Below are 15036 nucleotides of genomic sequence, written 5' to 3'. Positions count from 1 at the left end.
ACTTTTTCATTCCGTTCGATGCGGCCGGGTGCGCAGACATGATCGAATGGCCGCGGTGCTCGGCGACGGCCGAGCGATCCAGGACGCGCGGCGACCGAACTACATCGGACGGCTGACAGGCGTGGCGGGATGGGTGAGCGATGAGGATAGGCGAGCGATGACCGGCGTGACCATCCGCGGCGGGAGGGGCGAGCGATGAACGGTGCGACCACGATCGTGAACGCGCGGGTCTTCGACGGCGTCGCGCTTCGCGACTGGACGAGCGTGCGCTTCGCCGGTGGAGTCGTCACGGGTTGCGGACCCGAGTCGATCGCCCAGCACGGCGATCTCATCGTGGACGCCCGCGGCGGCACCCTCATCCCGGGCCTGATCGACTCGCACATCCACCTCGTCCCCGGCGCGCTGCAGGAATCGCTGAATGCCGGGGTGACAACCGTGCTCGACCTGTTCAGCCTGCCGGAGGTGGTCGCGCGGCCCAGACGACAGCTCAGCGCGGGGCTGCCCGGAGCCGATCTGCGGTCGGCGGGCATCGGGGCCACAGTGCCCGGCGGGCATCCGTCGCTGGTGTACGGCGAGTTCCCGACGGTGGGCGCGCCTGAGGAGGCAGAGGCATTCGTGGCGGCCCGGGTCGCCGAGGGGTCCGACGTGCTCAAGATCTTCTCGGCCGTCGGCGGACTCTGGCCTGCCCTCGACCGCCCGACGATCGAGGCGCTGGTGAGTGCCGCGCACGCCGCCGGGCTCCGCGTCGTCGCCCACGTCAGCTCGGTGGCCGGCGTCGAGGAGGTGGTCTCGGCCGGTGTCGACGTAATGGCCCACGTGCCGGCGGATGCGCCGCTCGCCCCCGACCTCGTCGCCCGAATAGCGGCGGCGGGCATCGCGGTCGGCCCCACCCTCGCGGCCCTCGCCGCCGCCCTCGGTGGCAGCGCCGGCGGAGATGGTGGCGCCGGCGATAGGGGAAGTGTCGCAGATGGGGGAGTCGCCGCCGGTGGCACTCGACCCTCGGTGGGGTTCGGGCCGTCGTACTCGGTCGCGGAGGAGAACGTGCGGCGGTTGGCCGACGCCGGGGTGACGTTGCTGGCCGGGACGGATGCGCCGAATCCGGGGGTCGGGTTCGGTACCGGCCTGCATCGGGAGCTCGAACTGCTCATGGGCGCCGGGGTGGCGCCCACGGCCGCGCTCGCGGCGGCCACCTCAGAGGCTGCCCGGGTGTTCGCCCTCGCGGACCGGGGGCGCATCGACGAAGGGGCGCGCGCCGACCTCGTGCTCGTGGCGGGCGACCCGCTCACCGACATCACTGCTCTCGGCAGAGTGGATCGGGTCTGGAAGCAGGGCGAGCAGATCGACCGCCGCCCGTTCGTTCCGACCGCGGCCGAGTCGGAAGAGCTCGCCGCCTTCGACGCCGGCGTCGCCCGCGCCGTCGCGGCCGTGCGCAACCGCCGCCGGCCCGGCCCCGCCCTCGGCGACCGGCGTTCCCCGAGAAACCCCTAGCCGGCACCGCGCCCTGCCTCCGTCGCGTGCGACGAGGTGTGCCCGAGGTGCCCCATCGGCTGCGGAGACTGGCGCACGAAGGGCCCCGTCAGGTGCGTCGGAGAAATGGGTTCGAGGCGGCTCGCGTCGGAGGCTCAGTCCGAAGAAGGGGCCGATCATCCGTCGGCTAAGCCCCCCTCCCATGGCGAGGCGAGGCGGGGGGCCGGGGCCAGCCCGGGCTGGGACCGCTGGGGCCGCCGACCGGGTAGGGGGACCTGGTAGCCCCACCCGACCATTGTCGACCGCAGCAGTCGGATAGAGTATTGTCGACAACCGACAGTCTTCTATCTCTGGCGCCCGACTGTGCGTCGCGTTCGCACGATCCTGTTGAGGAGCCTCCATGACCCACGCTCTCTCCCCCGTCGAGACGCCGAACGGCCTCGACGTGTCGCCGAGCGACCGGATCCTCCGGACCCACCTCCCCGACCGCGAAGCCGCACCGGGAGTCTCGGTGCGGGAGGCGGACGTCTCGCTCCGACTCGACGGCGGCGGCAATGGCCTGCTCGACACCACCCACTTCGACACCGTGCGCTTCCCCCCGCCCCCCTGGATCGACGCCGCCATGCAGACCGCCATCGCCGACGGCAGCGTCGCCTACTCGCCCTACCGCGGCACCCCCGCCGTGCTCGAGTCGCTCGCCCCGCGGATCTCCGACTTCCTCGGCTCGCCCGTCGCCTCCACCGAGCTGGCCCTGACCCCCGGCACCCAGGGCGCCCTCTTCACCACCCTCTCCTCCCTGGTCAACGAGGGCGACCTCGTGCTGCTGGCCGACCCCGACTACCTGTTCTGCGAGCGCATCCTGCAGTTCCTCGGCGCGCGCATCGAGCGCATCCCGCTGACCTTCGCCGACGGCGAGCCCGCGCTCGACCTCGAGCTGGTCGCCGAGCTGGCGGCCCAGAAGCCGGTGCTGCTGATGTTCAGCCACCCGAACAACCCCACCGGCGCGGTGTTCCCCGCGGAGGTCATCCGCCGGGTGGCCGAGCTGTCGGTCGAGCACGGCTTCCTCGTCATGGTCGACGAGCTCTACAGCCGCCTCGTCTACGGCGACACCGTCTTCCCGCATCTGCGCGCGCAGCCCGGCATGGCCGAACGCTCGATCACCCTGCTCGGACCCTCGAAGACCGAGTCGATGAGCGGCTTCCGCATCGGCGTCGTGGTCGCCCCGGCACCCGTCGTGCAGTCGATCGAGCAGTGCATCGCCATGACCTCGCTGCGCGCCCCGGCGTATTCGCAGCACCTCCTGGGCCGGTGGCTCGTCGACGACGCCGAGTTCCTGGCCGAGCGCATCACCGACCTCTACGAACTGCGCGAGCAGAGCCTCGCCGCACTACGGGCGGTGCCGGGATTGCGCGTGCAGGCGCAGAACGGCACCGCCTACCTCTTCGTCGATGTCTCGGCGTTCGGGGTCACCGACGTCGCGATCGCCGGCGCCCTGCAGCGCGAGGCCGGCGTGATCGTCTCGCCCGGGTACCAGTTCGGGCCCTCGGGCACCGGCCACTTCCGGATCTGCTTCGCCCGCGACGAAGGCGAGTGGGACCAGGCCCTCGCACGCATGGTCACCTGCCTCACCGGCTTCGCCTCCCGGGCCGGCCTTGCCGTCTGACGCACCCGCCCCACGGGCGAGCGCCGACGATCCACTGGCGAACACCGGCGACTCACGGATGAACGGGGCCGGGTTACGATGAACGTCGACGACCCGCAGATGAACGGGGCCGACTCACGGATGAACGGGGCCGGGTTACGGATGAACGACGCGACCGACGCGGGCACCGCCCCGAAGCCGGCCGGCACCTACCAGGTGGCCCGCCTCGTCGGCGACCTCGTGCTCACCGCCGGGATGACCCCGCGCGGCGACGACGGCGCTCTGCTGGCGCGCGGTCGACTCGGCCGGGAGATCTCCGACGAGGAGGGCGCCCGCCTGGCGCGAGTGGCGACCGAGCGTGCCCTCGAGGCCGCCCGCTCTGCTCTGCCCGCCGGCCGTGAGCTCGACGAGGTCGTGTCGCTGACCGTCTTCGTGGCCGCAGCCCCCGAGTACGCCGCGCACAGCCGCATCGCCGACGCGGCGAGCTCGGCGATCGTCTCGCGGCTGCCGCACGCGGCCCTGCCGGTGCGCGCCGCGGTCGGGGTCGCGTCGCTCCCCGGCGGCGCTCCGGTCGAGGTGCAGCTCACGGCCACCCACCGTCCGTCGCCCGCCGAGCAGCCGGCACAGTAGCTGCGAGCACCCGCCAGGAAGAACCAGCAGGAGCACTCACCGCGAGCACGCGCCATGCGCCGCGCCACGCGCCCTGCAAGGTGAGGCGCACCAGCCGAGCCCCTGAACTGAGACTGGGAGCTGAGGAGCACGCGGCGAGGCCCGCGAGCCTTCGCCCACGGGCCCCAGCCCTCACCGACCAGTGCGGCTCAGTAGCCCCGACCGCTGTCGTACAGGTTCTTCAGCGGCTCGCCGGCGCGGTAGCGGCGCAGGTTCTCGAGGAAGAGGGTCGTGAGCGTACGGTTCTCGCTCGCGACCGTCGAGGCGGAGTGCGGCGAGATCAGCACGTTCTCCAGCTCCCACAGCGGCGACCCGGCCGGCAGCGGCTCCTGCGCCACGACGTCGAGCGCGGCACCGAGCAGGTGCCCGGAGGTCAGCGCCTCGATCAGGGCCTCCTCGTCGACGACCTGTCCGCGGGAGATGTTCACGAGGATCGCGCCCTCGGGCAGCAGCGCGAGCTGCTCGCGGCCGATCAGGCCCTCCGTCGCCGGGGTGAGCGCCGTGCAGAGCACGAGCACGTCGGTGTCGGGCAGCACGGCGTCCAGGCCTTCGGTGTCGGCCTGCTTCACGGAGGGGGCGAGCGAGTAGGTTCCTCCCGGGCGCCCCACCGCGGTGACGTGCGCGCCGAGCGCGTCGAAGACGGCGACGACGTTGCCGCCCATCCCGCCGACGCCCACCACGGTGACGTTCAGACCCGCGAGCTGCCGCGTGGTGTACCGCTCCCACCGGTGGGCCCGCTGCGCGGCCTGCAGGTGCGGGATGCCCTTGACGAAGTGCAGCGCACCGGTGAGGGCGAACTCGGCGAGCGGCACCGCGTGCACGCCCGCGGCCGTGGTCGCGACGAGGCCGCTCTGATCCAGTCCCGTGCGCGCCATGAAACCGCCGATGCCGGCACTGGTCGCCTGCACCCACTTCAGCTGCGGAGCCGTGGTCGGCAGCGCCGCCGGATCGCGCCAGTCGAAGTCGAAGGCCACGTCGGCGCGGCCGAGCAGCTCGAGCCAGCGCGCCACCCCGGCGTCGTCGAGCTCGGGAGCGACGCCGCCGTGGTCGGCCGTATAGCGCGGCGTCGGCAGCAGCTCGGGCTCGTAGAGCACCGTGTCACCGGGCGACGCGGCGGCGATCTCGGCCACCAGCTCGGGGTCGAGGTAGGTCGAGATCAGGATGTTCAGGGGCTCGGTCACAGCGCCGCCCCCTCACCCGAGTCGGCCGACCCGCTACCGGCTGACGCGCTACCGGCCGAAGCGCTACGGGCCGACCCGCCACCGGCCGACCCGCTACCGGTCGAGGCACCCCCGAGCGCAGCGAGCAGCTCCTCGGTCAGCGCCGGTCCCGCCGAGGCGTCGACGACGGCCCGGAGCAGCTCGGCCGGACCGCTCAGCAGCGGCACCAGGCCGGGGCCGTGGCCGGGCTGCGGCGAGCCGCCGTGGCAGATCACGCCGATGGTCATCCAGCCGCCGCGGTACCCCATGTTGTGGCGCACGTCGAGGTCGGCGATCGCCCAGAGCTCGCCCAGCCGCATGTCGGCGCCGCCGAGGTCGGGCGAGTCGGCCACGAGCGCGAGGTCGACGTCCCACATCTGCGCGGGCCGGCCGATGCCGTTGCCGCACACGGCGCTCGGCAGCACGCCGGAGACCGTGACGGCCGCGGACCCGGCCGCCCCGCCAGCCGACCCAGCCACGCCACCGGCAGCTCCACCGTCCGGCTCATCGTCCGACCCGCCACCCGTTCCGCCCTCCACCCGCACCGGGAGCAGCGCGAACAGCGCCGGGTCGACGTTGAGCACCGCGATCTCGGGCGCCAGCTGCGCGGGGTGGAAGCCCTGGCCCACCGACCGCACGGTCACGCGGTCGCCCGGCAGCATCCGTTCGAGCACCTCGTCGGCGAAGGCGACGATCACGCGCCCGCTCTCGCCGCGTTTGCCGATCACCCGGCCCACTGCGCCGGTCGCCGCGCCCGAGCGCACCACGACCTCGTTGCCGAGGCACGAGAACGCGGTGAGCCCGAAGCGGGCGGCGGGGTCGGGATGCACGAGGGTCACGCCCGCGGCGACGTGGTCGCCGTCGGTGGCGAACACCGAGTCGCCGAGGTGCACGCCGAGCACGATCCCGCCGTCGCCGACCGGCACGTAGGGGTGCCCGTCCCGGTCGATGCGGTACGCGACCCAGGGGGTGAGTTCGGCGTGCTCGACGATGCCGAGCAGGTTGTTCATGACGAGGTCAGGCATGGAGGTCCTCCGGGGTGGAACGGGTCGACGGGGTCGATCGGGATGCCCCGGCGGCCAGCACCGTGCCGAGGTTGGCGGTGTCGCGCACCTCGACGCTGAACGCCGACGCCGGCCCCGACAGGAGGGTCGACGGCCCCGGCCCGTGGCCGAACAGCCGGCACTCGCCGGTCGAGATGACGCCGACGGTGACCCAGCCGGGCCGGTAGCCGCGCCCGTAGGAGTGGTCCTGGTCCTCCAGCAGCACCAGGTCGCCGATGCGGAGCGACTCGAGACCGAGCGACAGATCCTCCGACAGGCCGGGGTAGGCGCCCATCAGGTCGGTGTTGGCGAATTCCGAGAGCATGCCGCCCCCGGCTCCGGCGGCCGCGGCGGGCACGCGCACGGCGACCTCGACGTGCAGCGTACCGTCCTCCGCCGTGCGGAACGGCAGGCGGTCGACGAGGGAGGGCGCCAGGTTCTTCACCCGGATCTCCGGGTGGTCGAGGAACTCCAGCCCCTGCCCCACGGCCTCGACGCTCACCGCGTCGCCCGTGGTGATCTCGCGCAGCTCCTCGTCGGCGAAGTCGGCGAGCACGTAGGCGTGCTGCCCGAGCACCACACCCCGGGCCCCCGCGGCGGGGCCGGAGCGCACGGTCACGACGTTGCCGACGCAGGAGAGGAACTGCAGCGCCGCGTTGGCCTGCTCGTCGCGGTGCCGGATGGACAGGCCCGGCTCGAGGTGGTCGCTCGCGTACCCGGTCGCGGCCTCGCCGATGTGCGCCGCCATGCTCACCCCGCCCATGCCGGGAAGCAGGAACGGGTGGCCGTCGGGGTCGACCCGGTAGCCGTGGCGGTCGGCCAGCGGCGGCCAGACCTCCCCGGTGAGGATCTGGGTCACCAGCCGGTCGGCGTTGGTGCGCAGGGACATCAGGATCGTCCTCTCATGACGGGGGCGGTGCCGAGCGAGAAGCCGCGCACCCGGATGGCCGGGGCCGACGCCGAGCCGTTGAACACGTTCATCAGCGGCTGGCTCAGCGAGTCGCGGCCCACGCCGTCGACCCGCGCCAGCGCGTCGAGCACGCTCATCGTGAAGCGCATGGGCTCGACCGGATGCGCGATGCGGCCGTTCTTGATCAGGAAGCAGGCGTCGCGGGTGACGCCGGTGATGGTCGTCCGCACCGGGTCGACCGTCCGGGTGTACCAGAAGCGCTGCAGGTACACCCCGTCCTCGATGCCGGCGATCAGCTCCTCCTCGCCGGTGTCGGATGCGCGGAGCACGACGTTCATCGGGATGGCGTGCGGCGCCTCCTCCCGCGCGATGTGGAAGTTGCCGGTCGAGGCGACCCCGAGGGTGTGCGCGGTCTCGCGGTCGGTGACGACGCCGCGGGCATAGCCCTCGGCGATCAGCGGCACGTCGCGCTTGGTCACGCCCTGGAAGTCGAACGGGAACGGCAGCCCGATGTCCTGGGTGGCGTCGTCGTGCACCGAGACGAGCGGAGAGGCGACCTGCTCGCCGCCCCGGGTGGCGACCGCGCCGAACCCGGCGCCGAGCGCCGAGCCGGTGAAGCCGAACGCGCCGAAGAAGTCGAGCAGCTCGCCGGCCGCGAGCGGCCCGAGCACGACGTCGTACTCGCCCGGCTCGAGCTTCGCGCGACCACGGGTGCGCGACGCCTCGGAGAGCGTGCGGTCGACCGCGGCCTCCGCGCCCAGGCGGTCGGAGAACCGGGTGAGGTCCTTCCAGTGCGAGGAGCCGTCCTCGACGCGGACCGTGAGCGAGCCCTGCGCCTCGGAGGCGGCGGCGTAGCGGGAGAGCGTGGACTCCCGATCGTGGAAGGCCACCTCGGTGACGGCGCGGCCGAACATGCCGGCCGCCTCGCCCCCGAGGGCGTGCGCCTCAGCCATCGCCCGGTCGGCGAGGCGGGCGTGGTCGGCCACGGTCCAGGCCGCGGTGTCCCCGCCCCAGAGCAGGGCGGGGGCGACGGCCTCGACGCCCGGCTCGGAGCCGGGCATCGGCAGCGGCGTGCGCTCGGGCGCGGGGGCGACCCCGGCGGCGGCCTGCTCGGCGGCCGAGCGGCAGGCGCGGGCGACCGCCTCCTGCAGCCCCTCGAACGAGCTCGCCGCGGCCCGGGAGACCCGCCCGTCAACCTCGGCGCGCACCATGATCTGCACCTCCGAGATCGCCTGGCTCTGGTGCACGCGCGACCCGGCGAAGCGGGTGAAGTCACCCGAGCGCGCGGTGACGAAGGCTTCGACGCGATCGGCCGGGGCCGACGACAGCGCCGCCTCCAGGGCGGCCGTGGCCCGGTCGCCGTCCAGGGCGGGCGCGAAGGCGCCGGCCCGATTCTCGAGGGTTGAATCCGTCATCTGTCCACTCCGATCCGAACGTCGCGCACGAGCGTCGGCGACGCCCCGTGCCCGAGAAAGCCCCACTGCTTCGGCTCGCCCTTGCCGCAGGGCATGCCGAAGGCCTTGAACTCCTCAGGTCCGGCGACGGCCTCGACCGACTGCCAGAACTGGGGAGTGGTGCCGCCGTAGGAGAACCCGCGGAGCAGGCGGCCCCGACGGCCGTTCTTCACCTCGTAGGCCACCTCGGTGCCGAACTGGAAGTTGTGCCGACGCTCGTCGATCGACCAGCTGCGGTTGTCGTCGATGTAGTAGCCGTCGCCGAGGCGCTCCTCGAGCTCGGCCGTCGACCCCTCCCCGGGTTCGAGGAACACGTTGGTCGAGAAGCAGACCGGCAGGTAGCCCCAGCCGTCCGAGCGGGCGGCGCCGGTCGACTCCGCCCCGATGCGGGCGGCGGAGTCGCGCGTGGAGAGGAAGTTCTGGATGATCCCCTCCGTGATCAGCGGCTGCCGCGAGGCCGGGACCCCTTCGTCGTCGAAGCCGAACGAGCCGCGGGTGCCGGGCACGGTCGGGTCCGAGGTGATGTTGACCGCCGGGGAGCCGTACTTCATCGAGCCGGCGGCATCCGCCGTGATGAAGGAGGTGCCGGCGTAGTTCGCCTCGTCGCCGAGGATGCGGTCCAGCTCCAGGGCGTGACCGGTCGACTCGTGGATCTGCAGCGCCATCTGGGCCGGGCCGATGATGAAGTCGGCGTAGCCGCTCGGGGCGAGCGGGGCCGTGAGCAGCTCGACGGCCTCGCGGCCGATCCGGTCGGCCTCCTCGACCATCCGCAGCCCCTCGACGTACTCCCAGCCGGCCTGCGCGGTGTTGCCGTGGAACGAGTTCGGGAACGACCGGCGCTGCAGCGTGCCGTTGCCGGCCGCGTTCACGAGCGCCATCGCCCCGCTCTCGATGAAGTGCTGGTGCTGCACCGATCCCTCGGTGCTGGCGAAGTGCCGGTGCTGCCGCTTGGCGTTCAGCCCCGCCTGGGCCGTCACGATCTGCTCGGGCGCGCTCGCGGCGGCGAGCACGGCCGCGAGCAGCTCGTAGCGGGCCGAGGCGCCGACGCCGAACGGGTCGACGACGACCTCGGTCTGGTAGCGGCCGCTCGCGGCGGGCATCGGGGGCAACTCGGTGCGGTAGGCGCCGCTCACCGAGTCGGCCGCCCGCGCGTTCGTCACCGCCCGCTCGGCGGCGGTGCGGATGTCGGCGCTCGACCACAGCGGCAGCGACGCGAAGCCCCAGCTGCCGTTGTAGAGCACCCGGATGCCGATGCCGAGGTTGTTCTCGACCCGCTCGTCGACGCCGGCATCCAGGGTCGAGTAGAGCCGCAGCTCCTCGGCCTCGATCAGCCGCACGTCGGCGTACCCGACGCCGGGGACGCTCACCGCGTCGAGGGCCTCGGCGAGCAGGGCCGCCGCAGCGGCGTCGTCGGCGAGGTCGCCCCAGGAGTGGGCCGTCACGAGGCGACGGGTGCTGCGTCGAGCGACGACTCCGACTCCGCCTGGCCGGCCGGAGCCTCGAGCGGGAAGTCGCACCAGGCGCGGGTGCGGAACGACTTCTCGAAGGCGTTGATCGTCTCCTGCACCAGCGCGCCCTGCCCGAAGTCGCCCTGGTTCATCGGCTCGCCGCTCAGGATCTCGGTGGTGAAGTCCTTGACCAGGTTCGAGTAGAACAGGAACGGCCACGGCTCGGTCGAGGCGCCGCCCTCCGGGAAGTACTCCTGCGGGATCTCGATCTCGACGAACTCGACCGAGTCCTTCTTGGCGACCTTGATCGTCTGGCAGATGCCGGCCTCCTCGACCAGGCGCACGATGATGGCGCCCTCGGAGCCGTAGATGCGCGCCTCGATGCCGGGGAAGTTGCCGACCGTCACGTACGACGACTGGATGCTGCCGAGCCGGTTCTTCTCGAACTCCGCGATCCACATGTCGCCGTCGTCGATGTTCATCCGCTGCATCCGGCCGGTGTCGCGCACCATGCGCTCGGGCACGAAGTTGCGCATCGTGCCGACCACCGAGGTCATCGGGGCGTCGAGCCACCAGTGCATGATGTCGATGATCGGGGCACCGTAGCCCTCGATCGACGACACGGCGATCCGGTCGGGCGTGGCGTCGGGGTCGACCTGGCGCAGCGGGGTCTGGGGGTCGAGCCACTGGCTGTTCTGCTCGTAGCCGTTGAACATGTAGGGCTCGCCGATCCAGCCGGTGTCGATCAGGTGCTTGGCGTACTGGATGGCGGGGGCGAAGCGGAAGGTGAAGCCGAGCTTCGTCTTCAGGCCCTTCGAGGCGGCGAGCTCGGCGGCCCGGCGGGTCTCGCGGTAGTCGCTGTTCACCGGCTTCTCGCAGAGCACGTGCTTGCCGGCCTGGATCGCGGCCATCGAGATCTCGAAGTGCATCGCGTTGCCGGTGGCGACGTCGATCACGTCGATGTCGGGGTCGTCGAGCAGCTCGCGGTAGTCGGTCACGGCCCGGGCGACGCCGAACTTCTCGGCGGCGGAGCGCAGGGCGTCCTCGTCGACCTCGGCGAGGGCCACGACCTCGACCCGGGGGTCGCGCTGCCATCCGGGGATGTGCGACTGCACGGCCCAGCGGCCGGCGCCGACGACTGCCACGCGGAGTTGAGGGGTGTCCATGGTGAATCTCCTTTGAGGTGGAACGGGAACGAGGTGAGCGAGTCGGGATGCGGTGCGGGGCGCCGCGGAGGGGTGCGGCACCGCAGCGCCGCGGGCGGGTCAGGTGCTGAGCCGGACCCGCGGGTCGATGACCGAGTAGAGGAGGTCGACGATGAAGTTGACGACCACGATGAAGATCGCGGCGAACAGCACGGTTCCGACGATCATCGGGGTGTCGAGGTTCGAGATGGCGTCGAAGGCGAGGCGGCCGATGCCGTTCAGCCCGAAGACGGTCTCGACGATCACGACGCCGCCGAGGAAGTAGCCGAAGTCGAGCCCGATCATGGTCAGCAGCGGGATCGAGATGTGCCGGAAGCTGTGCCGCCAGAGGATGACGCGCTCGGGCATGCCCTTGGCCCGCGCCATCCGCACGAACGGCGAGTCGAGCGTCTCGATCATGTTGGTGCGCGTCATCCGGGCGTACCACGCCCCGCCGCCGGCGCCGAGCGTGAAGGTGGGCAGCACGAGGTACCAGAGCACCGGGTCGCCGAGGCCGTTGAGCGGGAACACGCCCCAGGTGAAGGCGAAGTAGTAGATCAGCAGCAGGCCGAGCCAGAACGGCGGGGCCGACAGGCCGATCAGCGAGATGAACGTGATCACCCGGTCGATCCAGCTGCCGCGGTGATAAGCCGCGTAGATGCCGGCCGGCACGCCCAGGATGACCTGCCAGACGATGCCGCCCACGGCCACGAGGAGGGTGGTCGGCAGCGCCGCCATGATCCGCCCGAAGACGGGTGTCTCGCGCAGCACGTACGAGGTGCCGAGGTCGCCCGAGAGCAGCCGGCCGATGAAGCCGAGGTACTGCTGCCAGAGCGGGGCGTCCAGCCCCAGCTGCTCGTGGATGGAGGCGATCGTCGCCGCGCTCGCGTTGGGACCGGCGAGGGTGCTCGCGGGGTCGGCCGGCACGGCGTAGACGAGCAGGAAGGCGAGGCTGACGACGCCGAAGAGCACGATCGCCATCTGTCCGAGTCGTCGGAGGATCCACCAGATCATGCGGTCACCGCGCCGTCGGGGTCGAGGAGTTGAGCATGTCGGACAGCCAGTCTCCGATGAGGTTGAACGCCATCACGGTCACGATCAGGCAGATGCCGGGGATGAAGAGCATCCACGGCGCGACCTGGAAGTAGGTGCTGCCGTCGGAGATCATCTGCCCCCAGGAGGCCTGCGGGATCGGCACGCCGATGCCGAGGAACGACAGCGCGCTCTCGATCAGGATCGACGAGGCGACGCCGAGGGTCGTGTAGACGATGATCGCCGGCACCAGGTGGGGCAGGATGTGCCGCCACATGATCGCCCGGTGCGAGAGCCCGAGGGTGCGCGAGGCGACCACGAACTCGCGCTCCTTGAGCGAGATGACCATGCCCCGGATGATCCGGGCGAGCGTCGTCCAGTAGATCAGCGCGATCACGATGATGACGTTGACGGTGCTGCGGGTGGTCACCGCGATCAGGGCGGTGCACAGCAGCAGGATGGGGAAGGAGATCACGACGTCGGTGATCCGCATCAGGATCGACTCGGTGACCCCGCCGAAGTACCCGGCGACGATGCCGACGAGCACGCCGAACACCGTGGCGAGACCGTTCGCGACCACGCCGATCACGAGCGAGACCTGCGCCCCGTAGATCAGGCGCGAGAGCACGTCGCGGCCGAGGGCGTCGGTGCCGAGCAGGAAGCCCGGGGTGCCCGGCGGCAGCGGCTGGCCCTGCGGCCCGAGACCGGTGTCCGGGAAGGTCTGCAGGGGGTCGTGCGGCGAGATCAGCGGTGCGAGCAGGGCGATCAGGGCGAGCAGCAGCAGCACCAGGATCGAGATCAGCGCGGCGGGGTCGTGGCGGAGGCTCCGCCAGACCTCCCGGATGCGCATCGGCTTGTCGCCGAGGGCTTCCGGATCGATGGCCGCGGCGGCGGGGATGGCTTCGGTCATGACTCGGTCACCGCCGTCGTGGGCTCGGACGACCCGGCCGACGCGGGCACCACCGTCGCGGGCTCGGCGAAGTGGCAGGCGGCGATCTGGCCGCTCGCCGTCACGCGCGCCGCGGGCGCGGTGGTGCGGCACACCTCCTGGGCCAGCGGGCACCGGGGGTGGAAGCTGCAGCCCGTCGGCGGGTTGGTCGGGCTCGGCGGCTCGCCGCTCAGCCGCACCCGGGGCAGGCGCACGGTGCGGTCGATCACGACCGGCTCGGGCACCGCGGAGAGCAGGGCGCGGGTGTATGGGTGCTGCGGCCGCTCGAAGACCTCGTCGCGCGAGCCCAGCTCGACGATCTCGCCGAGGTACATGATGCCGACCTGGTCGGCCATGAACCGCAGCGTCGAGAGGTCGTGCGAGATGAAGAGGTAGGCGAGCCCGAGCTCCTCCTGCAGATCCTTCAGCAGGTTGAGCACCTGGGCGCGCACCGAGACGTCGAGGGCCGAGACGGCCTCGTCGCAGAGGATGAGGCGCGGGTCGACGCTCAGGGCGCGCGCGATCGAGACGCGCTGCCGCTGGCCGCCCGAGAGCTCGCGCGGCCGACGATCGGCGAAGCTGCGCGAGAGCCCGACCTTGTCCAGGAGCTGGTTCACCTCGCCGCGCGGGTCGGCGACGCGGGTCTGCCGCAGCCGGACGGCCTCGAGCAGGGTGGCGCCTACGGTCATCCGCGGGTCGAGCGAGTCGTAGGGATCCTGGAAGATCATCTGCATCGTGCGCCGGTAGGCCGCGAGGGAGGAGCCGCGCCGGTTGGTGACGTCGACGCCGTCCAGCCGCATGCTGCCCTCGGCCGGCTTGCTGATGCCCATCAGGGTGCGGGCGATCGTGCTCTTGCCGGAGCCGGACTCCCCGGCGATGCCGAGGGTCTGGCCGGCCTGGAGCTCGAAGCTCACGCCGCGCACGGCACGCACGGTCTGGCTCTTGCGTCCCGGCCCACCGGAACGGCGGAAGGTCACGTGGAGGTCGTCGACCTCGAGCAGGGGAGCGCTCATGCCGCCGTCACCTCCTCGCCGCGGGCGAACGCGGCCGGGGAGGTCACGCCGCAGGCGACCTGCTGGCCCGGGGTGCCGTTCTCGGCGGGGACGAGCGCGGGGTCGATCATCGCGCAGGTCTCGACGGCGAGGGCGCAGCGCGGCGCGAACGAGCAGCCGGCCGGGCGACGTCCGGCGACGGGAGGGGTGCCCGAGATCGAGGTGAGCCGGTGCGGCACGGGCTGGTCGAGCTTGAGGATCGACTCGAGCAGGGCCTTGGTGTACGGATGCTGGGGGTCGCCGACGATCTGCTCGGCCGTGCCCTGCTCCACGATCCGCCCGGCGTACATGACCAGGATGCGGTCGCAGAAGCTCGAGATCACGCCGAGATCGTGGCTGATCAGGATGACGCCGGTGTTCGAGTCGGTCGCCATGGTGTCGAGGAGGTCGAGCACCTGGGCCTGCACGGTGACGTCGAGCGCGGTCGTGGGTTCGTCGGCGATGAGGAGCCGGGGAGAGCACGCGGTGGCGATGGCGATGCAGACCCGCTGGCGCATGCCGCCGGAGAACGCGCCGGGGAAGTCGCGGAGGCGGGCCTCCGCATCCGGGATGCCGACCTGCTGCATCAGCTCGATGGCCCGGGTGCGGCTCTCGGCCTTCGACAGCCCCAGGTGCTCCTGGAGGGTCTCGGTGATCTGGCGGCCGATGCGCATGAGCGGGTTGAGGCTCGACATCGGGTCCTGGAAGACCATCGCGGTCTGGGCGCCGCGCCAGGAGCGGAGCGTGGAGGTGGAGTACTCCAGCACCTCCTCGCCCTGGAAGCGCACCGAGCCGGAGGCGATGGTGCCGGGGGAGGGGATGAGGCGCATGATCGCCTGCGAGGTGAGCGACTTGCCCGAACCGGACTCGCCGACGATGCCGACCCGCTCGCCGGCCTGCACCGTGAACGAGACCGAGTCGACGGCGTGGAACACCTCGTCGGACGACGTCGGGAAGTCGACGACGAGGTCGGTGACCTCGAGTAGGGCGGTCATACGTTCTCCTTCGAGCGTGATCGGGTGCGGTGCT

13 protein-coding genes are annotated in these 15036 nt (G+C 72.1%); 3 read left to right on the top strand and 10 right to left on the bottom strand.

Annotated features, from left to right (window positions below; all coding sequences use genetic code 11):
- The first annotated feature begins 195 nt into the window (after positions 1-195).
- The 3 genes from AC59HU_RS05050 (at position 196) to AC59HU_RS05040 (ending at position 3739) form a co-directional block, all read left to right on the top strand.
- A complete protein-coding gene (locus AC59HU_RS05050) occupies positions 196-1488 on the top strand; it encodes an amidohydrolase family protein (RefSeq protein ID WP_497222266.1) in 1293 nt (430 codons plus the stop codon).
- A 379-nt stretch (positions 1489-1867) separates the two neighbouring features.
- A complete protein-coding gene (locus AC59HU_RS05045) occupies positions 1868-3130 on the top strand; it encodes an aminotransferase class I/II-fold pyridoxal phosphate-dependent enzyme (protein WP_497222265.1) in 1263 nt (420 codons plus the stop codon).
- Positions 3131-3208: 78 nt separating this feature from the next.
- On the top strand, positions 3209-3739 hold the full coding sequence (locus tag AC59HU_RS05040; RefSeq protein WP_497222264.1) for a RidA family protein: 531 nt from the start codon (positions 3209-3211) through the stop codon (positions 3737-3739).
- Positions 3740-3927: 188 nt separating this feature from the next.
- On the opposite strand, the gene AC59HU_RS05035 is transcribed toward AC59HU_RS05040, so the two are convergent.
- The 10 genes from AC59HU_RS05035 to AC59HU_RS04990 all read right to left on the bottom strand — a co-directional run bounded on the left by AC59HU_RS05035 (position 3928) and on the right by AC59HU_RS04990 (position 15002).
- Positions 3928-4959 (bottom strand): D-2-hydroxyacid dehydrogenase, encoded by a 1032-nt coding sequence (locus AC59HU_RS05035; protein ID WP_497222263.1) that lies wholly within the window; start codon positions 4957-4959, stop codon positions 3928-3930.
- Positions 4956-6002, bottom strand: a complete 1047-nt coding sequence (locus AC59HU_RS05030; RefSeq protein WP_497222262.1) for a DUF4438 family protein — start codon at positions 6000-6002, stop codon at positions 4956-4958. The genes AC59HU_RS05035 and AC59HU_RS05030 overlap by 4 nt, the downstream gene beginning before the upstream one ends.
- On the bottom strand, positions 5995-6909 hold the full coding sequence (locus AC59HU_RS05025; protein ID WP_497222261.1) for a DUF4438 family protein: 915 nt from the start codon (positions 6907-6909) through the stop codon (positions 5995-5997). The genes AC59HU_RS05030 and AC59HU_RS05025 overlap by 8 nt, the downstream gene beginning before the upstream one ends.
- Positions 6909-8345 (bottom strand): TldD/PmbA family protein, encoded by a 1437-nt coding sequence (locus AC59HU_RS05020; protein WP_497222260.1) that lies wholly within the window; start codon positions 8343-8345, stop codon positions 6909-6911. The genes AC59HU_RS05025 and AC59HU_RS05020 overlap by 1 nt, the downstream gene beginning before the upstream one ends.
- Positions 8342-9826: a TldD/PmbA family protein gene (locus tag AC59HU_RS05015; RefSeq protein WP_497222259.1), complete on the bottom strand. Its 1485-nt coding sequence runs from the start codon at positions 9824-9826 to the stop codon at positions 8342-8344. The genes AC59HU_RS05020 and AC59HU_RS05015 overlap by 4 nt, the downstream gene beginning before the upstream one ends.
- Positions 9823-10998: a Gfo/Idh/MocA family protein gene (locus AC59HU_RS05010; protein WP_497222258.1), complete on the bottom strand. Its 1176-nt coding sequence runs from the start codon at positions 10996-10998 to the stop codon at positions 9823-9825. The genes AC59HU_RS05015 and AC59HU_RS05010 overlap by 4 nt, the downstream gene beginning before the upstream one ends.
- Before the next feature lie 99 nt (positions 10999-11097).
- Entirely contained in the window at positions 11098-12030 is a 933-nt protein-coding gene (locus AC59HU_RS05005) for an ABC transporter permease (RefSeq protein ID WP_497222257.1), read from the bottom strand.
- A gap of 4 nt (positions 12031-12034) precedes the next feature.
- Positions 12035-12958 (bottom strand): ABC transporter permease, encoded by a 924-nt coding sequence (locus AC59HU_RS05000; protein ID WP_497222256.1) that lies wholly within the window; start codon positions 12956-12958, stop codon positions 12035-12037.
- On the bottom strand, positions 12955-13989 hold the full coding sequence (locus tag AC59HU_RS04995) for an ABC transporter ATP-binding protein (RefSeq protein ID WP_497222255.1): 1035 nt from the start codon (positions 13987-13989) through the stop codon (positions 12955-12957). Before AC59HU_RS04995 ends, AC59HU_RS05000 begins: the two co-directional genes overlap by 4 nt.
- Positions 13986-15002, bottom strand: a complete 1017-nt coding sequence (locus AC59HU_RS04990) for an ABC transporter ATP-binding protein (protein WP_497222254.1) — start codon at positions 15000-15002, stop codon at positions 13986-13988. The genes AC59HU_RS04995 and AC59HU_RS04990 overlap by 4 nt, the downstream gene beginning before the upstream one ends.
- Positions 15003-15036: the final 34 nt, after the last annotated feature.

The organism is Herbiconiux sp. 320_LB, from assembly GCF_059691755.1.
This window is presented reverse-complemented; position numbering and strand designations above follow the sequence as displayed.